The sequence below is a fragment of the Pseudomonas sp. SG-MS2 genome (assembly GCF_009933855.1).
Lineage (GTDB): Bacteria > Pseudomonadota > Gammaproteobacteria > Pseudomonadales > Pseudomonadaceae > Aquipseudomonas > Aquipseudomonas putida_E.
Map to the genome: position 1 here is coordinate 1 of NZ_MOMO01000155.1, position 18,772 is coordinate 18,772.

21 protein-coding genes are annotated in these 18,772 nt (G+C 62.6%); 16 read left to right on the top strand and 5 right to left on the bottom strand.

All coding sequences use genetic code 11. The features are described from left to right. Window positions 1–212 precede the first annotated feature (212 nt). Both BLX42_RS12695 and BLX42_RS12700 read left to right on the top strand, forming a co-directional pair. Window positions 213–785 carry an SPOR domain-containing protein gene (locus tag BLX42_RS12695; protein ID WP_046787184.1) on the top strand — a complete coding sequence of 191 codons (573 nt, stop codon included), beginning with the start codon at window positions 213–215 and terminating at the stop codon, window positions 783–785. A gap of 197 nt (window positions 786–982) precedes the next feature. After that, a complete protein-coding gene (locus BLX42_RS12700; RefSeq protein WP_046787183.1) occupies window positions 983–1,408 on the top strand; it encodes a bifunctional (p)ppGpp synthetase/guanosine-3',5'-bis(diphosphate) 3'-pyrophosphohydrolase in 426 nt (141 codons plus the stop codon). A gap of 13 nt (window positions 1,409–1,421) precedes the next feature. Here BLX42_RS12700 and BLX42_RS12705 read toward each other — a convergent pair whose 3' ends face one another. Together BLX42_RS12705 and BLX42_RS12710 are read right to left on the bottom strand one after the other, a co-directional pair. Further along, complete coding sequence (locus BLX42_RS12705; RefSeq protein ID WP_039602925.1) at window positions 1,422–1,664, bottom strand: DUF1654 domain-containing protein; 243 nt, start codon at window positions 1,662–1,664, stop codon at window positions 1,422–1,424. 169 nt (window positions 1,665–1,833) lie between these two features. Further along, window positions 1,834–2,922 (bottom strand): asparaginase, encoded by a 1,089-nt coding sequence (locus BLX42_RS12710; RefSeq protein WP_046787182.1) that lies wholly within the window; start codon window positions 2,920–2,922, stop codon window positions 1,834–1,836. Window positions 2,923–3,263: 341 nt separating this feature from the next. Between BLX42_RS12710 and BLX42_RS12715 the strand changes: the two genes are divergently transcribed. The 7 genes from BLX42_RS12715 to BLX42_RS12745 all read left to right on the top strand — a co-directional run bounded on the left by BLX42_RS12715 (window position 3,264) and on the right by BLX42_RS12745 (window position 10,223). Beyond that, the gene (locus tag BLX42_RS12715; protein ID WP_046787181.1) at window positions 3,264–4,220 is read left to right on the top strand and encodes a sugar ABC transporter substrate-binding protein; all 957 of its coding nucleotides are present in this window, start codon (window positions 3,264–3,266) and stop codon (window positions 4,218–4,220) included. A gap of 18 nt (window positions 4,221–4,238) precedes the next feature. Continuing rightward, window positions 4,239–5,792, top strand: a complete 1,554-nt coding sequence (locus tag BLX42_RS12720) for a sugar ABC transporter ATP-binding protein (protein WP_161871906.1) — start codon at window positions 4,239–4,241, stop codon at window positions 5,790–5,792. Further along, window positions 5,789–6,784, top strand: a complete 996-nt coding sequence (locus BLX42_RS12725) for an ABC transporter permease (protein WP_125923343.1) — start codon at window positions 5,789–5,791, stop codon at window positions 6,782–6,784. Before BLX42_RS12720 ends, BLX42_RS12725 begins: the two co-directional genes overlap by 4 nt. Before the next feature lie 4 nt (window positions 6,785–6,788). Further along, complete coding sequence (locus BLX42_RS12730) at window positions 6,789–7,811, top strand: LacI family DNA-binding transcriptional regulator (protein ID WP_115275255.1); 1,023 nt, start codon at window positions 6,789–6,791, stop codon at window positions 7,809–7,811. Between the two features lie 9 nt (window positions 7,812–7,820). Beyond that, entirely contained in the window at window positions 7,821–8,729 is a 909-nt protein-coding gene (gene rbsK, locus BLX42_RS12735) for a ribokinase (RefSeq protein WP_161871907.1), read from the top strand. Beyond that, a complete protein-coding gene (gene rbsD, locus BLX42_RS12740; RefSeq protein ID WP_012313857.1) occupies window positions 8,726–9,124 on the top strand; it encodes a D-ribose pyranase in 399 nt (132 codons plus the stop codon). Before rbsK ends, rbsD begins: the two co-directional genes overlap by 4 nt. A 91-nt stretch (window positions 9,125–9,215) precedes the next feature. Then, a complete protein-coding gene (locus tag BLX42_RS12745) occupies window positions 9,216–10,223 on the top strand; it encodes a nucleoside hydrolase (protein ID WP_161871908.1) in 1,008 nt (335 codons plus the stop codon). Here BLX42_RS12745 and BLX42_RS12750 read toward each other — a convergent pair. Further along, window positions 10,195–10,407, bottom strand: coding sequence for a hypothetical protein (locus BLX42_RS12750; protein ID WP_012313859.1), 213 nt, complete (start codon window positions 10,405–10,407; stop codon window positions 10,195–10,197). The genes BLX42_RS12745 and BLX42_RS12750 overlap by 29 nt on opposite strands. Window positions 10,408–10,692: 285 nt before the next feature. Here BLX42_RS12750 and BLX42_RS12755 point away from each other — a divergent pair, with 285 nt between their 5' ends. Next, a complete protein-coding gene (locus BLX42_RS12755) occupies window positions 10,693–11,013 on the top strand; it encodes an I78 family peptidase inhibitor (protein WP_115275251.1) in 321 nt (106 codons plus the stop codon). Between the two features lie 92 nt (window positions 11,014–11,105). On the opposite strand, the gene BLX42_RS12760 is transcribed toward BLX42_RS12755, so the two are convergent. Together BLX42_RS12760 and BLX42_RS12765 are read right to left on the bottom strand one after the other, a co-directional pair. Then, window positions 11,106–11,318 carry a cold-shock protein gene (locus BLX42_RS12760; RefSeq protein ID WP_012313861.1) on the bottom strand — a complete coding sequence of 71 codons (213 nt, stop codon included), beginning with the start codon at window positions 11,316–11,318 and terminating at the stop codon, window positions 11,106–11,108. A 159-nt stretch (window positions 11,319–11,477) separates the two neighbouring features. Continuing rightward, window positions 11,478–11,780, bottom strand: a complete 303-nt coding sequence (locus tag BLX42_RS12765; protein WP_115275249.1) for a hypothetical protein — start codon at window positions 11,778–11,780, stop codon at window positions 11,478–11,480. Window positions 11,781–12,115: 335 nt separating this feature from the next. On the opposite strand from BLX42_RS12765, the gene thrS reads away from it, so the two are divergent. The 6 genes from thrS to pheT all read left to right on the top strand — a co-directional run bounded on the left by thrS (window position 12,116) and on the right by pheT (window position 18,769). After that, entirely contained in the window at window positions 12,116–14,038 is a 1,923-nt protein-coding gene (thrS, locus tag BLX42_RS12770) for a threonine--tRNA ligase (protein WP_161871909.1), read from the top strand. Then, window positions 14,038–14,589, top strand: a complete 552-nt coding sequence (gene infC / locus BLX42_RS12775; protein ID WP_174141673.1) for a translation initiation factor IF-3 — start codon at window positions 14,038–14,040, stop codon at window positions 14,587–14,589. Before thrS ends, infC begins: the two co-directional genes overlap by 1 nt. Window positions 14,590–14,649: 60 nt before the next feature. Further along, window positions 14,650–14,844, top strand: a complete 195-nt coding sequence (rpmI, locus tag BLX42_RS12780; protein WP_012313865.1) for a 50S ribosomal protein L35 — start codon at window positions 14,650–14,652, stop codon at window positions 14,842–14,844. 28 nt (window positions 14,845–14,872) lie between these two features. Next, window positions 14,873–15,229, top strand: a complete 357-nt coding sequence (gene rplT / locus BLX42_RS12785) for a 50S ribosomal protein L20 (RefSeq protein ID WP_003250671.1) — start codon at window positions 14,873–14,875, stop codon at window positions 15,227–15,229. A gap of 110 nt (window positions 15,230–15,339) precedes the next feature. Further along, window positions 15,340–16,356: a phenylalanine--tRNA ligase subunit alpha gene (pheS, locus tag BLX42_RS12790; RefSeq protein ID WP_046787172.1), complete on the top strand. Its 1,017-nt coding sequence runs from the start codon at window positions 15,340–15,342 to the stop codon at window positions 16,354–16,356. A 31-nt stretch (window positions 16,357–16,387) separates the two neighbouring features. Further along, window positions 16,388–18,769: a phenylalanine--tRNA ligase subunit beta gene (gene pheT, locus BLX42_RS12795; RefSeq protein ID WP_161871910.1), complete on the top strand. Its 2,382-nt coding sequence runs from the start codon at window positions 16,388–16,390 to the stop codon at window positions 18,767–18,769. Window positions 18,770–18,772 lie beyond the last annotated feature (3 nt).

The following is an 18,772-nucleotide window of genomic DNA, read 5'->3' on the forward strand; positions in this document are numbered from 1 at the left end:
GGTTAGAGCACCACCTTGACATGGTGGGGGTCGTTGGTTCGAGTCCAATTGTGCCTACCAAACATCAGAGAGGGCGATCCGAAAGGGTCGCCCTTTTTGCATTGTGCGCGTCCGGTGGGTGGCCGGTATGTAGCAAGGTGTAACGTATGGTCGCGGTCCGGGCCATGGGCCGCCATGCTAGAATCCGCCGCTTCGAAACGGGAGGTACACGCGTGCGCAAACTGGCAGTGGTAATGGCAGTGCTGGCCCTGGTGGGCTGTGAGAACGAGGTCGAAGGTGTGCACAAGCAGGTGGCCGAGCACCTGCACAACCCCAAGACCGCCAAGTTCGGCAACGTGCGGATCGACACCAAAGGCACCATTTGCGGTCAGGTGCGTGGCAAGGACGATGCCGGGCAGTACGAAGCCTACCGCAGCTACGTCGCCGTCAAGGGTGAGGGTGGCCAGTACGACATTATTGTCGACGACAATGGCAACAACCTGCGCATCCGCGAAATCTGCGGGGGCGCCGAGTTGCAGCGCCGCGCCGAGGCCTTGGCCGATCAGCCTGCCCCCCAAGGCTGGGATGTCGAGGTGATCCAGGGCGCCAACATGGGTGCATTGAGCGACATGACCGCCCGCCTGATCGAGAAGGGCATCCCGTCCTCGGTCGAATACCGCAATGGCAAGCCGGTGGTGCTGCTGGGGCCTTTCCCCACCAAGGAAGAGGCCGAAGCGCGCAAGGCAGAGGTCATGGCCAAGCTGGGTACGGATTCGGTTGTCATTCAGCACGGTGCGCAGCGCTGACTTTGTAGTATGGCCTCTAGTGTGGGAGTCGGCTTGCCGGCGATCACCGGCGCAGCCGATGCCATGCACTCAGGTGCCTGCATAGAGGCGAGCCGCCTTTTCCCGTTGGCTGTGAAAGCGCCGGAACAGACGCCTGTCATCTGTAACCCGACCCGTCTATGCTTGCTCTGTGAGACGGCTGAAACGGGGAGGGCCTCATGTCTACACTGGAGCGGGCCATCGTGGTAGCCACCAGAGCGCATGAAGGGCAATACGACAAAGGCGGTGCGGCGTATATCCTGCACCCCCTGCGGGTGATGATGCAGGTGTCCACGCCCGAACAGCGCATCGTCGCCGTGCTTCACGACGTGATCGAAGACACGCCGCTGACACTTTCCGACCTTGCCCGCGAGGGCTTCACGCTAAAGATCCTGGCCGCCTTGCTGGCCTTGAGCCGGCGTGATGGCGAAAGCTACGAGGATTTCGTCGTGCGCCTTGGCTGCGACCCGCTGGCGCGTACCGTCAAAATGGCCGACCTGGCCGACAATAGCGACCTTTCACGCATCGCCTGCCCAGGCCCGGCCGACCTGGCACGGCTGGCCCGTTATCGGCAGGCCAGCGCCTACCTGCAGGCACTGGCCTAGGCCCCTTGCGCGGTCAATCGTCCTTCGGCACCGTCCAGAAAATCTGCACACCGCCATCGTCGCGGTGGGCGAGGGTGACGTTGTCGTTCTCGGCGATCTCCTCGAGCAGGGTTTCCCAGTCGTCGGGCGACTCCTGTTCCAGGCGGAAGATCAGGGCGGCGCGGCTACGTTGAGCGATGGGGCTGTTGATGATTTTCTGGATACGCGTACCCAGTTGTTCATAACTGCTCGGCGTTGCAGGGGCGGTACTGGCCACGGGGCTTTTCCTTGTTTTGCTGTATGCGCGTACAGTATTTCACTGTAAGGTATTTCGCAACTGCGTGTAAGGTAAAAAAGCGGAGGGCTGTGGGTGGCCGATCCGTGGCGAGTTAAACCGCGAAAAAGGGCCGGTGTAGCCACCACACCAGCCCCTTGTCATGCAGCAATCAGTATTCCCAGAAAATCCGCTGCAGCTCTTTGCTGTCCTGGGTCTTGGTCATTGCCACCATGGCCAGGATCCGCGCCTTCTGTGGGTTCAGGTCGTGCGCCACAACCCAATCGTTCTTGTCATCCGGCTGCTCGGCGTTGCGCAGCACGAAACCGCCCTGGTTGACGTGCGACGAGCGGATGATCTGCACGCCATCCTTGCGCAGCTCCTGCAGTGCCGGCACCACGCGCGACGACACCGAACCGTTGCCGGTACCGGCATGAATCAGCGCTTTCGCGCCGTTCTGTGCCAGTGCCTTGTAGGCCGTGTCGGTCACGTTGCCATAGCCGTAGGCGATGTCGACCTGCGGCAGGCTGCTGATCTGCTTGATGTCGAATTCCGAGTTGACGGTGTGACGCTTGGCCGGCAGGCGGAACCAGTACGATTTGCCTTCCACCACCATGCCCATCGGGCCCCAGGCGCTCTTGAACGCTTCGGTCTTGATGTTGACCGCCTTGCTCACGTCGCGGCCTGACTGGATCTCGTCGTTCATGGTCACCAGTACGCCCTTGCCGCGGGACTGCTTGTCGCTGGCCACGGCCACGGCGTTGTACAGGTTGAGCATGCCATCGGCCGACATGGCGGTGCCCGGGCGCATGGAACCCACCACCACGATCGGCTTGTCGGTCTTCTCTACCAGGTTGAGGAAGTAGGCGGTTTCTTCCAGGGTGTCGGTGCCGTGGGTGATGACGATGCCGTCGACGTCCTTGCTTTCGGCAAGTTCGGCGACGCGCTTGCCCAGCTTGAGCAGGTCGTCATTGCTGATGCTTTCGGAGGCGATCTGCATCACTTGCTCGCCGCGCACGTTGGCAATGCCGGCAAGCTCCGGCACGCCGGCGATCAACTTGTCGATGCCCAGCTTGGCCGCTTGGTACGTGGCACTGTTGGCAGCACTTGCACCGGCGCCGGCAATGGTGCCGCCGGTTGCGAGGATGACCACGTTGGCCAGCTTCTGTTGGGTTTGGGCTTCTTTCGCCGAAGCAGCGGTTGGCAGGATAAGCAGCAACGCCAGGGCGCTGGGTGCGAAGGTCTTCAGTGCAGCATTCATATTATTGTTCTCTCTTCCTAAAGGAGATTTTGCTGTGTCGCACAGGGTGCAAGGCAGTTTTCGTACCATCCTTGGTAGGGCGCTGTAATTTCCTGTATGCCGCTGTGGCTGTGGGCCGGGCTTGACCTGAAGAGCGCGCAGGCGGCCCCTCGAATTCGGCAATCCGAACAAACATTGGAAAACCTGTTCGGTTTTTCGGAAGAATCCAAGATAATCTGCGCCAGAAGCAACGCAGCCCCCGGCAGCGAAACGGATTTGACAAAACCTCATCCTGTTTCCATAGTTAGCCAACGCAAACGTTTGCGATCCGATAAAAACCACAAGATTCGGAGTCATCTCCCATGAAACTGCCGTTCCCCGGTCGTCTGCTGGCGCTCGCCGTCATTTCATCGCTGTCGCTTGCCCTGCCTCTGTCCGCTGCCCATGCCGAAGACAAACCCAAGGTCGCCCTGGTGATGAAGTCGCTGGCCAACGAATTCTTCCGCACCATGGAAGACGGCGCCAAGGCCTACCAGAAAGACCACGCCAACGAATTCGACCTGGTGGCCAATGGCATCAAGGACGAGACCGACACCGGCAACCAGATCCGCATCGTCGAGCAGATGATCGCCACCGGTGCCAAGGCGCTGGTCATCGCACCGGCCGACTCCAAAGCCCTGGTGCCAGTGATCAAGAAGGCCATGGACGCCGGCATCACGGTGGTCAACATCGACAACCGTCTGGACCCCGACGTACTCAAGAGCAAGAACCTCAGCGTCCCCTTTGTCGGCCCCGACAACCGCAAGGGCGCCCGTCTGGTGGGTGACTACCTGGCCAAGGAAAAGCTCAAGGCCGGTGACCAGGTCGGCATCATCGAAGGCGTGCCGACCACCACCAATGCCCAGCAGCGCACCGCCGGCTTCAAGGACGCCATGGAGGCGGCGCAGATGAAGATCGTCTCGGTGCAATCGGGCAACTGGGAAATCGACAAAGGCAACGCCGTCGCCGCCGCCATGCTCAACGAGTACCCCGACCTCAAGGCGCTGCTGGCCGGTAACGACAGCATGGCCCTGGGCGCTGTCTCGGCCGTGCGCGCCGCCGGCAAGACCGGCCAGGTGCAAGTGGTGGGCTACGACAACATCAACGCCATCAAGCCCATGCTCAAGGATGGCCGCGTGCTTGCCACCCTCGACCAGGCGGCCAGCCAGCAGGCGGTGTACGGCATTCAGGCGGCATTGCAGATGCTCCAGGGCCAGAAGCCGAACGTGGACGCCGACAACGTCATCCAGACCCCGGTCGAACTCATCACCAAGCCTTGACGGCCAGGAGACATGGCCATGCCTGTAACGGCCAATGAAGTGCTGCTCGCTGCCAGCGGCTTGGGCAAGAGCTACGCGCAACCGGTGCTGGGCGACGTCAGCCTGGCCCTGCGCGCCGGCGAAGTGCTGGCCCTGACCGGCGAGAACGGCGCTGGCAAGAGCACCCTGTCCAAGCTCATCAGCGGCCTGGAAACGCCCACCACCGGGCACATGACTTTCCGCGGCCAGGCCTATGCGCCTGGCAGCCGTAGCGCCGCCGAGCGCCTTGGCGTGCGCATGGTCATGCAGGAACTCAACCTGCTGCCGACCCTGACCGTGGCCGAAAACCTGTTCCTCGACAACCTGCCCAGCCGCTTCGGCTGGATCAGCCAGAAGCGCCTGCGCCAACTGGCCACGGCCGCCATGGCACAGGTTGGCCTGGACGCCATCGACCCGGACACCCCGGTGGGCGAACTGGGCATCGGCCACCAGCAGATGGTGGAGATCGCCCGCAACCTGATCGGCGACTGCCATGTGCTGATCTTCGACGAACCCACCGCCATGCTCACCGCCCGCGAGGTGGAGCTGCTGTTCACCCAGATCGAGCGCCTGCGCCAGCGCGGCGTGGCCATCGTCTACATCTCCCACCGCCTTGAAGAACTCCAGCGTGTGGCGCAGCGCATCGTGGTGCTGCGCGACGGCAAGCTGGTGTGCGACGAGCCGATCCAGCGCTACAGCAGCGCCGAACTGGTCAACCTGATGGTCGGCCGCGAGCTGGGCGAACACATCGACCTGTGTCGCCGGCAGATCGGCGCGCCGTTGCTCAAGGTCGACCGGCTGTGCCGCGGTGACAAGGTGCGTAACGTGTCGCTGCAGGTCAGGGCAGGGGAGATCTTCGGTATCTCCGGGCTGATTGGTGCCGGGCGCACCGAGCTGCTGCGCCTGATCTTCGGCGCCGACCGCGCCGACAGCGGCAGCATCGAAATCGGCCAGCCACTCAAGGCGGTGACCATCGACTCGCCCAAGGCGGCGGTCAAGGCCGGCATTGCCCTGATCACCGAAGACCGCAAGGGCGAAGGCCTGCTGCTGACGCAATCGATCAGCGCCAACATTGCCTTGGGCAACCTCGCCGCGCTGTCCCGCGCCGGGGTGGTCGACGGCGACGCCGAAAAGGCCCTGGCCGAACGCCAGATCAATGCCATGCGCATTCGCAGCGCCAATGCCGCCCAGGCGGTCGGCGAGCTGTCCGGTGGCAACCAGCAAAAGGTGGTGATCGGCCGCTGGCTGGAACGTGACTGCCAGGTGCTGCTGTTCGACGAACCCACCCGCGGCATCGACGTGGGCGCCAAGTTCGACATCTATGGCCTGCTGGCCGAGCTGGCACGCCAGGGCAAGGCCCTGGTGGTGGTGTCCAGCGACCTGCGCGAGCTGATGCTGATCTGCGACCGCATTGCCGTGCTGTCGGCCGGCCGCCTGATCGACACCTTCGAGCGCGACCACTGGAGCCAGGACCAGCTCCTTGCCGCCGCTTTCGCCGGCTACCAGAAACGTGACGCCCTGCTGCACGACGCAGCGCCCAGGATGGATGCATGAAAACCACACCTCTCGACACACAGGCCGGCGCCCCCGCGCGCCGCAGCGGCACCTATTTCGGCCTCGGCACCTACCTGGGCCTGGCGGGCGCCTTGCTGGCCATGATCGTGCTGTTCTCGTTGCTCAGCAGCCACTTCTGGTCGTACGCCACCTTCAGCACCCTGGCCAACCAGATCCCCGACCTGATGGTGCTGGCCGTGGGTATGACCTTCGTGCTGATCATCGGCGGCATCGACCTGTCTGTGGGTTCGGTGCTGGCGCTGGCGGCATCGGCAGTCAGCGTGGCCATCCTCGGCTGGGGTTGGAGCGTGCTGCCGGCCGCCTTGCTCGGCATGGCTGTCGCCGCACTTGCCGGCAGCATCACCGGTGCAGTCACGGTGGCCTGGCGCATCCCGTCGTTCATCGTCTCGCTGGGCGTGCTGGAAATGGCCCGCGGCTTGGCCTACCAGTTCACCGACTCGCGCACCGCCTACATCGGCGATGCCTACGCCTGGTTCTCCAACCCGATCGCCTACGGTATCTCGCCGGCCTTCATCATTGCCTTGCTGGTGATCATCCTCGCCCAGCTGGTGCTGACCCGCACCGTGTTCGGCCGCCACCTGATCGGCATCGGCACCAACGAAGAGGCCGTGCGCCTGGCCGGCATCGACCCGCGCCCCTACAAGGTGCTGGTGTTTGCCCTGATGGGCCTGCTGGCAGGCTTGGCCGCGCTGTTCCAGATTTCCCGCCTGGAAGCCGCCGACCCCAATGCCGGCGCCGGCCTGGAGCTGCAGGTGATCGCCGCTGTAGTGATCGGCGGCACCAGCCTGATGGGTGGGCGCGGCTCGGTCATCAGTACTTTCTTCGGTGTGTTGATCATCTCGGTGCTGGCCGCAGGCCTTGCACAGATCGGCGCCTCAGAACCCACCAAACGCATCATCACCGGGGCGGTCATCGTCATCGCCGTGGTGCTCGACACCTACCGTAGCCGGCGAGCAGGCCGGCGGAACTGAAAACATGGCAACCATCAAAGACGTCGCGGCACTCGCGGGCATTTCCTACACCACAGTGTCCCATGTACTGAACAAGACCCGCCCGGTCAGCGAACAGGTGCGGCTGAAGGTCGAAGCGGCCATCGTCGAGCTCGACTACGTGCCCAGCGCCGTGGCGCGTTCGCTCAAGGCGCGCACGACGGCTACCATCGGGTTGCTGGTGCCCAACAGCGTCAACCCCTACTTTGCCGAGCTGGCGCGCGGCATTGAAGATGCCTGCGAGCGCAACGGCTATTGCGTGATCCTGTGCAACTCCGATGACAACCCGCAGAAGCAACGCAGTTACCTGCGCGTGCTGCTGGAAAAACGCATCGACGGCCTGGTGGTGGCGTCGGTGGGCGAGGACAGCGACCTGCTGCAGAGCCTGGCCTGCGTGCGTACCCCGATGGTCATCGTCGACCGCGCGCTGGAAGGCGTTGACGCCGACCTGGTGCGCATCGACCACGAGCAGGGCGCGTACCTGGCCACCCAGCACCTGCTGGAGCTTGGCCATCGCGACATCGCCTATATCGGCGGCCCGGCTGCGACCGGGGTCAGCCAGCTGCGCCTGGCCGGCTTCCACCGCGCCATGGCCGAGGCGCAGGTAGCCGTGCAGGGGGCGCACATCCTGCAATGCGACTTCACCAGCCCAGGCGGCCATGCGGCGGCCGGGCAGCTGCTCGACGGCCAGCGGCCCACGGCGATTTTCGCCGGCAACGACATGATCGGCTTCGGCGTGCTGCGTGCGGCTGCCGAACGCAACATCAACGTGCCGGGCGAGCTGTCGGTGATCGGCTTCGACGACATCGAGCTGAGCCGCTACGTGTACCCACCGCTGACCACCGTCGGCCAGTCGATCCGCGAGCTCGGCGAAAGTGCAGCGGCGCTGTTGCTGTCACGTATCGCTACGCCCCGCCGCGATGGCGCAGAGCAACGCATCGTCGCCCCGCGCATCGTGCTGCGCGAGTCCACCGGGCCGCGCCCGGACCTGTTCAATGATTACCGCTAAGGAATGCCCATGAGTGCCAAGGTAGTGGTGGTCGGTAGCCTCAACATGGACCTGGTGGCCCGCGCCGAGCGGCTGCCACGTGCTGGCGAAACATTGGCCGGCGAAAGCTTTTTCACCGTGCCGGGGGGCAAGGGCGCCAACCAGGCGGTGGCTGCGGCGCGCCTGGGCGCGAGCGTGGCCATGGTCGGCAACGTCGGCGCTGACGCCTACGGCCAGCAGCTGCGCCAGGCCCTGGAAGTGGAGGGTATCGATTGCCAGGCGGTAAGCGAGTGCCCGGGCGTCTCCAGTGGCGTGGCGCTGATTACCGTGGATGCCGCCAGCCAGAACTGCATCGTCATCATCCCCGGCGGCAACGGCCAGCTTACCCCGGCAAGCGTGCAGCGTTTCGACGCGCTGCTGCAGGCTGCCGAGGTGATCATCTGCCAGCTCGAAGTGCCTGCCGACACCGTGGCCTGGGCTCTGGCCAGGGGTCGTGAGCTGGGCAAGACGGTGATCCTCAACCCGGCCCCGGCCACCGGCCCGCTGCCCGCGCAGTGGTTCGCCCATATCGATTACCTCATCCCCAACGAAAGCGAGGCCGAGGCGCTGGCCGGTGAGCCGGTCAACGACCTGGCCAGCGCCCGCCGTGCCGGCGAGCGCCTGCTGCAACTGGGCGCCGGCAAGGTCATCGTCACCCTTGGTGCGCAGGGCGTGCTGTTCGTCAGTCGTGATGGCAGCCGGCACTTCCCTGCGCCGCAGGTCAAAGCGCTGGACACCACGGCAGCGGGCGACACCTTTGTCGGCGGTTTTGCAGCCGCGCTGGTGCGCGGCCTGGAGGAGGGTGAAGCGATCACCTTCGGTCAACGCGCTGCGGCGCTGTCCGTCACTCGCGCCGGTGCGCAGCCTTCGATCCCGACCTTGGCGGAGCTGGCCCCATGAAAAAGACCGCGCTGCTCAATATTGCCCTGTCGCGCACCATTGCCGGGCTGGGCCACGGCGATATCCTGGTGATCGGCGATGCCGGGTTGCCCGTGCCGCCGGGGGTCGAACTGATCGACCTGGCCTTGACGCCGGGCATTCCCGACTTCGCCAGCGTGCTGCGCGCTGTGCTCAGCGAGATGCAGGTGGAGCGCCATGTGCTGGCCGAAGAGATGCAGAAGGTCGTGCCGCCCGGCCTGGTCGAGATCGAGCGTCTGCGCGGCAAGCTCGGCAAGCGTGAATGGCTGAGCCATGAGCAATTCAAGGTGTTGTCGCGCAGTGCGCGCGCCGTGGTGCGTACCGGCGAGTGCCAGCCCTACAGCAACATCGCCCTCATAGCTGGCGTAACCTTCTAGTTCCCAGCCTAGTCTGTGGGGGGGCGGCTTGCCGGCGATGGGCCGCCAAGCGGCCCCGACCGCTTCACCACCAAGGCAACAGGAGTGCCCCATGCTCAAACCTCTGCTACAAGGACTCGCCCTCATGGCCGCAGCCGCCACCACCACGCTCCAGGCCGCACCCCGCGACCTGATCATCGACACCGACCCCGGCGCCGACGATGTGGTCGCACTGTTCCTGGCCATGGCCTCGCCGGACGAACTCAACATCCGCGCCATCACCACCGTCGCCGGCAACGTGCGCCTCGACAAAACCTCGCGCAACGCCCGCCTGGCCCGCGAGTGGGCCGGCCGCGAAGACATCCCGGTGTACGCCGGGGCAGGGCGCCCGCTGGTGCGCACGCCGATCTACGCTGCCGACGTGCATGGCGAAGAAGGCCTGACCGGTGTCCCGGTGCATGAACCGAAAAAGCCCCTGGCCCCGGGCAATGCCGTGCAGTATCTGGTCGATACGCTCAGTGCTGCCGAACCCCGCAGCATTACCGTGGCCATGCTCGGCCCACAGACCAACCTGGCCCTGGCACTGATCCAGCGCCCGGACATCGCCAAAGGCATCAAAGAGGTGGTGGTGATGGGCGGCGCCCACTTCAACGGCGGCAACATCACCCCGGCGGCAGAATTCAACCTCTACGCCGACCCGCACGCTGCCGAGGTGGTGCTGGCCAGTGGCGTGCCACTGACCTACCTGCCACTGGACGTCACCCACAAACTGCTCACCAGTGACGCCCGCCTCAAGCAGCTGGCAGCCGTGAACAACCAGGCCAGCAAGCGCGTGGTGGACATCCTCAATGCGTACATCAAGCACGACATGGACTTGTACGGCATGCCCGGCGGCCCGGTGCATGACGCCAGCGTCATTGCTTATCTGCTCAAGCCCGAGCTGTTCAGCGGGCGGCGCATCCACATGAGCGTCGACAGCCGCGAGGGCCCGACCTTCGGCCAGACCGTCGCGGACTGGTACGGCGTGCTCAAGCAGCCGGCCAACGTGATGTGGGTGGGCGAGGGCGATGCCCAGGGCTTTTTCGACCTGCTCAGCGCGCGCCTGGCTCGATTGCAATAGCGGCGTGCGGTGCGTAGCGCTCGAACACCTGGTCGATGAAGTTGCGCGCCGCCTCGCTGCCCAGGTCGCGCACCAGCAGGTCCAGGGCGATCAATACCAGCTCTTCTGGCGTGCTGGGGCTATAGGCGCTCTGGCCTTCCGCCCATTTGACCTTGATGTCGGCATCGATGCTGTGGTGGCTCATGAAAGGCTCTCGTTTGGGCCTGTGGCGGAGGGGCGAACACCTGACCCTGGTGTTCGCAGCAGGCACTGTGCCTGCACTTCTTAAAGTAAATCATCACTTTGCGTCAATGGCTCTTCGACTTAAGAATAAAAAGCCTGCCCAAGCAAACCAACTGCGTGGTGCAAAATCCGGTCACGATTGCCTTTCGCCATGCGCGGTGAGTTCGGGCAGACTTGTGCGGTTTTGCAACGAATTCAGGGTGGAACTGTCGGAACAGGCAGTTCCCAGATCTATTTAGGAGGATTCATGTTCCGTACCCGTGCTTCCCTGGCAACCTTGCTGGTCGCTGCTGTGCTGGCTGGTTGCAGCACTGGTGGCAACTCTGACGGCGGCAGCGCCCCTGCTGCAGTTGCAGGTAACGACGGCCGCTGCGAGGCCAGCGGTGCCGATTTCGCCATTGGCAAGCAAGGCAGTGCCGACCTGCTCGAGCAGGCGCGCAAGGCCAGTGGCTCACAGATTGCCCGTATTCTCAAGCCACATGACATGGTGACCTTGGAGTACCGCTCCGAGCGCCTCAACCTGAATGTGGACGAGCAGGGCAAGGTGACCCGCGTCAACTGCGGTTGATGCAGCCCCTACGAAGGGCAGGCGTATGCTGCCCTGGCAAACGCCCATAAAAAAACCCGCCACAAGGGCGGGTTTTTTTACAGCTATCCGAATTACTCCGGACGAACCTGCGCAGCCTGCATACCCTTCTGGCCTTTTTCGGCAACGAAGGAAACAGTCTGGCCTTCTTTCAGGCTCTTGAAGCCGTCGGATTCGATGGCTTTGAAGTGAACGAACAGGTCGTCGCCGCCGCCTGCTGGGGTGATGAAGCCGTAGCCTTTCTCATCATTGAACCATTTGACGGTGCCTTGTTGGCGATTGGACATGGGTGAATCTCCAGAACATTTAATTTTCAGTGGTGCAATGTGGCCGAGGCTACGGAGCACGGACACCATAATAGTCTAATTCTGCGCCTGTAGCGTCTTTTACCTTCGCAGGATGCTGATCCAGGGCAAATAAAGCCCGGAAAGCCCTCTGCGCATGGCTCATTTCGGCTTGCAGGCCGCTTGCACGACGGTCTGTGCCTTCTGCATCAGCTTGGCGTCAACGCCGTCATTGCTGTCCAGGTCTTCGATCTCCTTATCAGTGAAATTATCTTTGATGGCTTGCGCGCCGCACGAACAATGCTTGTCTGCAGTTGCAGCGTCGACACCTTGACCTTGCGCCACCTGTTTGCATTGCGTCATGTAGGCACCCTCCTTGCCGGCAGGGAAGTTGCCAGCGGTGGCTGCCATGGGCAGCAGCAGGGCGCCAGCGGCCGCCAGGGCCAGAAGAGACGGAACTCGCATAACCAGACACTCCTTGGGTTAAGGTCTCATCAAGAGTAGGTTGCTTCCCAAAGTCTGATAGGAAATTTTCCGTGTAAGTTCACCGCTACCGCGTAATTTCCAAATATTTCTGCGCTGCCATGCAACCCCCGTGCTAGCATGCCCGGCTTGCACCTGCACACGTGCAGCGTGCAACTATCTTTTTACTTTCCAGTCACTCAGGTCCCCCTGGCAAGCCGAAAGGCTCCTGCCACTGTGAGGCAGGCTTCCTTCAAGGAAGGCAGGTCGGATCTTGTACTGGCTCATCCCAACCCATGTGACCTTTGGTAGGGGTCACCACTAGGAGAGGAGGCGCCATGCCCACTATTACTCTTCCCGATGGCAGTCAACGCGCGTTCGATCACGCGGTATCCGTAGCCGATGTCGCCGCTTCGATCGGTGCCGGCCTGGCCAAGGCCACCGTTGCCGGCAAAGTCGACGGCAAGCTGGTCGACGCCTGCGAGCTGATCACCCACGACGCCACCCTGCAGATCATCACCCCTAAAGATGAAGAGGGACTGGAGATCATCCGTCACTCGTGCGCCCACCTGGTAGGCCACGCAGTGAAACAGCTGTACCCGACCGCCAAGATGGTCATCGGCCCGGTCATCGACGAAGGCTTCTATTACGACATCGCCTACGAGCGCCCCTTCACCCCTGAAGACTTGGTCGCCATCGAAAAGCGCATGCAGCAGCTGATCGAAAAAGACTACGACGTCATCAAGAAGATGACCCCGCGCGCCGAAGTCATCGACGTGTTCAAGGCCCGTGGCGAAGACTACAAGCTGCGCCTGGTCGAGGACATGCCCGACGAGCAGGCCATGGGCCTGTACTACCACGAAGAATACGTCGACATGTGCCGTGGCCCGCACGTGCCGAACACCCGTTTCCTCAAGGCATTCAAGCTGACCAAGCTGTCCGGCGCCTACTGGCGTGGCGATGCCAAGAACGAGCAGCTGCAGCGCGTGTACGGTACCGCCTGGGCTGACAAGAAGCAGCTGGCTGCCTACATCCAGCGCATCGAAGAAGCCGAAAAACGCGACCACCGCAAGATCGGCAAGCAGCTCGACCTGTTCCACCTGCAGGAAGAAGCGCCGGGCATGGTGTTCTGGCACGCCAACGGCTGGACCGTCTACCAGGTGCTCGAGCAGTACATGCGCCAGGTCCAGCGCGAAAACGGCTACTCGGAAATCAAGACCCCGCAAGTCGTCGACCGCATCCTCTGGGAGCGTTCCGGCCACTGGTCCAACTACGCCGAAAACATGTTCACCACTTCGTCGGAAAGCCGTGATTACGCGGTCAAGCCGATGAACTGCCCGTGCCACGTGCAGGTGTTCAACCAGGGCCTGAAGTCGTACCGCGACCTGCCGCTACGCCTGGCCGAATTCGGTGCCTGCCACCGTAACGAGCCGTCCGGCGCCCTGCACGGCATCATGCGCGTACGTGGCTTCGTGCAGGACGACGCGCACATCTTCTGCACCGAAGACCAGGTGAAGAAAGAAGCCGCCGACTTCATCAAGCTGACCCTGGACGTGTACAAGGACTTCGGTTTCACCGACGTCGCCATGAAGCTCTCCACCCGCCCCGCCAAGCGCGTGGGTTCCGAAGAGCTGTGGGACCGCGCCGAAGGTGCACTGGCCGACGCCCTGAACGAATCCGGCCTGGAATGGGAATACCAGCCAGGTGAAGGTGCCTTCTACGGCCCTAAAATCGAATTCACCCTGCGCGACTGCCTGGGCCGTAACTGGCAGTGTGGTACCCTGCAGTACGATCCGAACCTGCCAGAGCGCCTGGACGCCAGCTACATCGCCGAAGACAACGCGCGCAAGCGCCCGGTGATGCTGCACCGCGCCATCCTCGGCTCGTTCGAGCGCTTCATCGGCATGCTCATCGAGCACTATGCCGGCGTGTTCCCGGCGTGGCTGGCACCGACCCAGGCCGTGATCATGAACATCACCGACAAACAGGCCGATTTCGCCCTTCAGGTTGAGAAATCTCTGAACGGTAGCGGTTTCCGTGCCAAGTCGGACTTGAGAAATGAGAAGATCGGCTTTAAAATCCGCGAGCATACTTTGCTCAAGGTCCCGTACCTTTTGGTTATAGGGGACCGCGAAGTCGAAACGCAAACCGTCGCTGTGCGTACTCGCGAAGGTACAGACCTGGGCTCCATGCCCGTCGCCCAGTTCGTTGAGCTTCTGACACATGCGGTTTCCCGGCGTGGTCGCCAAGAATCGGAGTAATGACTATTAAGCGTGAAATGAGAAACGATAAACGTGCTGCACCGAAGGCCCCGATCAACGAGAATATCTCGGCCCGCGAGGTTCGGTTAATTGGCGCAGACGGCGAGCAGGTTGGCATCGTCTCGATTGATGAAGCGCTGCGTATCGCTGATGAAGCGAAGCTGGACCTGGTTGAAATCTCTGCAGACGCGTTACCGCCTGTCTGCAAGGTCATGGACTACGGCAAGCACCTCTTCGAAAAGAAGAAGCAGGCTAACGAAGCCAAGAAAAACCAGAAGCAGATCCAGATCAAAGAAATCAAGTTTCGTCCAGGGACGGAGGATGGGGATTACCAGGTAAAACTACGCAACCTGGTACGTTTCCTTACCGATGGGGACAAGGCCAAGATCTCTCTGAGATTCCGTGGTCGTGAGATGGCCCACCAGGAGCTGGGCATGGAGCTGTTGAAGCGGGTTGAAGCTGACCTCGCCGAATACGGCACCGTTGAGCAGCATCCGAAGATGGAAGGACGCCAGCTTATGATGGTCATCGCCCCCAAGAAAAAGAAGTAATCTCCCGGGCACGGCAGGCCTGATGATTATGTGTAATTTTATCGAATGCGGAGTTCCAACATGCCAAAAATGAAAACCAAGAGCGGTGCTGCAAAGCGCTTCCTGAAGACCGCTACCGGCTTCAAGCACAAGCACGCTTTCAAGAGCCACATCCTGACCAAAATGTCGACCAAGCGTAAGCGTCAACTGCGTGGTAGCAGCTTGCTGCACCCGTCTGACGTCGCGAAAGTCGCGCGCATGCTGCGCGTTCGTTAATTCTGGTCAAAGATAGAGGAAGTTACTCATGGCTCGTGTAAAGCGCGGCGTTATCGCTCGTAAGCGTCACAAAAAAATTCTGAAACTGGCTAAAGGTTACTACGGTGCACGCTCGCGCGTATTCCGCGTAGCCAAGCAGGCAGTCATCAAGGCAGGCCAATACGCCTACCGCGACCGTCGCCAGAAGAAGCGTCAGTTCCGCGCACTGTGGATCGCTCGTATCAACGCCGGTGCCCGCACCAACGGTCTGTCTTACAGCCGTCTGATTGCTGGCCTGAAAAAGGCGTCGATCGAAATCGACCGTAAGGTTCTGGCTGACCTGGCAGTGAACGAAAAAGCGGCGTTTGCTGCAATTGTCGAGAAAGCTAAAGCCGTTCTGGCTTAAGTACCCACGACAATCATCCGGCAGCGTTCTGCGCTGTCGGGTGTAAAACGTCATCGATAGGGGAAGAGCCTTCAAAGCTCTTCCCCTATTTTCGTATCTGGAGTCTGTACATGGAAAACCTGGACGCGCTGGTCTCCCAAGCCCTTGAGGCCGTGGAGCGCGCTGAAGACATCAATGCCCTGGAACAGATCCGGGTTCAGTATCTTGGCAAAAAAGGCGAACTGACCCAGGTGATGAAGACCCTGGGCAACCTGCCAGCCGAAGAGCGCCCGAAAGTCGGCGCGCTGATCAATGACGCCAAAGAGCGCGTCACCGAAGTGCTCAACGCACGCAAGGCAGCCTTTGAAGAGGCCGAGCTCAGCGCTCGCCTGGCCGCCGAATGCATTGATGTGACCCTGCCAGGCCGTGGCCAGGCCACCGGTGGCCTGCACCCGATCACCCGTACCCTCGAACGCATCGAGCAGTTCTTCACCCATATCGGCTACGGCATCGCCGAAGGCCCCGAGGTCGAAGACGACTACCACAACTTCGAAGCGCTCAACATCCCCGGCCACCACCCGGCCCGGGCGATGCACGACACCTTCTACTTCAATGCCAACATGCTGCTGCGCACCCACACCTCGCCGGTGCAGGTGCGGACCATGGAGTCCACCCAGCCGCCAATCCGCATTGTGTGCCCGGGCCGCGTTTACCGCTGCGACTCGGATATCACCCACTCGCCGATGTTCCACCAGGTCGAAGGCCTGCTGATCGATCGCGACATCAACTTTGCCGACCTCAAGGGCACCATCGAAGAGTTCCTGCGCGTGTTCTTCGAAAAAGAACTGGCCGTGCGCTTCCGCCCGTCGTTCTTCCCCTTCACCGAGCCGTCCGCCGAAGTCGATATCCAGTGCGTGATGTGTTCCGGCCAAGGCTGCCGCGTGTGCAAGCAAACCGGCTGGCTGGAAGTGCTGGGCTGCGGCATGGTGCACCCGGACGTGCTGCGCATGTCCGGCATCGACCCTGAAGAATTCCAGGGCTTCGCCTTCGGCATGGGCGCCGAGCGCCTGGCCATGCTGCGCTACGGCGTCAACGATTTGCGTCTGTTCTTCGACAACGACCTGCGGTTCTTAGCCCAATTCCGCTAGGCCCAATCGACGCAACTTTCAGGAGAACAGCATGAAATTCAGTGAACAGTGGCTGCGCGGTTGGGTAAACCCGCAAGTCTCCCGTGACGAACTGGTCGCCCGCCTTTCCATGGCCGGCCTTGAAGTCGACAGCGTAACCCCCGCTGCCGGCCAGTTCAGCGGCATCGTCGTGGGCGAAATCCTCGCCACCGAACAACACCCTGACGCCGACAAACTGCGCGTCTGCCAGGTCAGCAACGGCCAGGAAACCTTCCAGGTCGTCTGCGGCGCCCCCAATGCGCGCCAGGGCATCAAAATCCCGTTCGCCATGATCGGCGCCGAACTGCCGGGCGACTTCAAGATCAAGAAGGCCAAGCTGCGCGGCGTCGAGTCGTTCGGCATGCTGTGCTCGGCAGCAGAGCTGCAGATCAGCGAAGAAAACGACGGCCTGCTCGAACTGGCTGCCGACGCCCCGGTAGGCGAAGACATTCGCCAGTACCTGAACCTGGACGACGCCAGCATCGAAATCGGCCTGACCCCCAACCGCGGTGACTGCCTGTCGCTGGCGGGCCTGGCCCGCGATGTCAGCGCCCTGTACAACGTCCCGGTCACCCGCCCGGTGGTGCCGGCCGTACCGGCTGCCCACGACGAAGTGCGCCCGGTCGAAGTCAGCGCCCCGGCCGTGTGCCCACGCTACCTGGGTCGCGTCATCCGCAACGTCGACCTCAGCAAGCCCACCCCGCTGTGGATGGTTGAACGCCTTCGCCGCAGCGACGTGCGCAGCATCGACGCCGCCGTCGACATCACCAACTACGTGATGCTCGAACTCGGCCAGCCGATGCACGCCTTCGACCTCGCCGAAATCAACGGCGGCATCCGCGTACGCATGGCCGAAGAGGGCGAGAAGCTGGTGCTGCTCGACGGCCAGGAAGTCGCCCTGCGCGCCGACACCCTGGTCATCGCCGACCACACCCGCGCCCTGGCCATTGCCGGCGTGATGGGTGGCGAGCACAGCGGCGTCAACACCGAAAAAACCCGCGACCTGTTCCTTGAAAGCGCCTTCTTCGAGCCGATCGCCGTTGCCGGCAAGGCCCGTTCCTACGGCCTGCACACCGACGCCTCGCACCGCTACGAGCGCGGCGTCGACTCGCAAATGGCCCGCGAAGCCATGGAGCGCGCTACCGCACTGGTGCTGGAGATTGTCGGCGGCGAAGCCGGCCCAATCATCGAAGCCGTCAGCGAACAGCACCTGCCGCAAGTCGCCCCGGTGACCCTGCGCGCCGAACGCATCACCCAGATGCTCGGCATGGAGCTGCAGGCCGCTCAGGTCGAGCAGATGCTCAACGCCCTGGAGCTGACCACCACGGCCAACGGGGCAGGGGAGTGGACCGTCAAGGTGCCAAGCCACCGCTTCGACATCAGCCTGGAAGTCGACCTGATCGAAGAGCTGGCCCGCCTGTACGGCTACAACAGCCTGCCTGTGCGTTACCCGCAAGCGCGCCTGGCGCCCAAGGCCAACCCGGAAACCCGCGGTGAGCTGCCCAACCTGCGCCGCCTGCTGGTCGCCCGCGGCTACCAGGAAGCCATCACCTACAGCTTCATCGACCCGAAGCTGTTCGAGCTGTTCACCCCAGGCGTAGAGCCGCTGCTGCTGGCCAACCCCATCTCCAGCGACATGGCCGCCATGCGCGCCTCGCTGTGGCCGGGCTTGGTCAAAGCCATGCAGCACAACCTCAACCGCCAGCAAGACCGCGTGCGCCTGTTCGAAAGCGGCCTGCGCTTCGTCGGCCAGCTGGGTGACCTGGAGCAGCAGCCCATGATCGCCGGCGTTGTCACCGGCAGCCGCCTGCCAGAAGGCTGGGCCAACGGCCGTGACAGCATCGACTTCTTCGATGTAAAAGCAGACGTCGAAGCCCTGCTGGGCTACTCGGGCGCCCTGAGCGACTTCACCTTCGCCGCCGGCAAACACCCCGCCCTGCACCCAGGCCAGACCGCTGTCATCCAGCGCGACGGCAAGGAAGTCGGCTACCTCGGCGCCCTGCACCCGGAAGTTGCCAAGGCCCTGGGCCTGGACCGCCCGGTGTACGTCTTCGAGCTGGTGTTGGGTGATGTGGTCGAAGGCCGCCTGCCGAAATTCAGCGAACTCTCCAAGTTCCCGGAAACCCGTCGTGACCTGGCCCTGATCGCCGGCCGTGACGTGGCCGCCAGCGCCGTGCTTGAAGTAATTCGTGACAATGCAGGCGAATGGCTCACAGACCTCAGGCTGTTTGACGTCTACCAGGGTAAAGGTATTGATCCTGATAGAAAAAGCCTGGCCGTCGGCTTGACCTGGCAGCATCCATCGCGCACTCTTAACGACGATGAGGTGAACACTACCCTGCAAAACATCCTCACCTCGCTTGAACAAAGGTTGAACACCACGTTAAGGAAATAACGG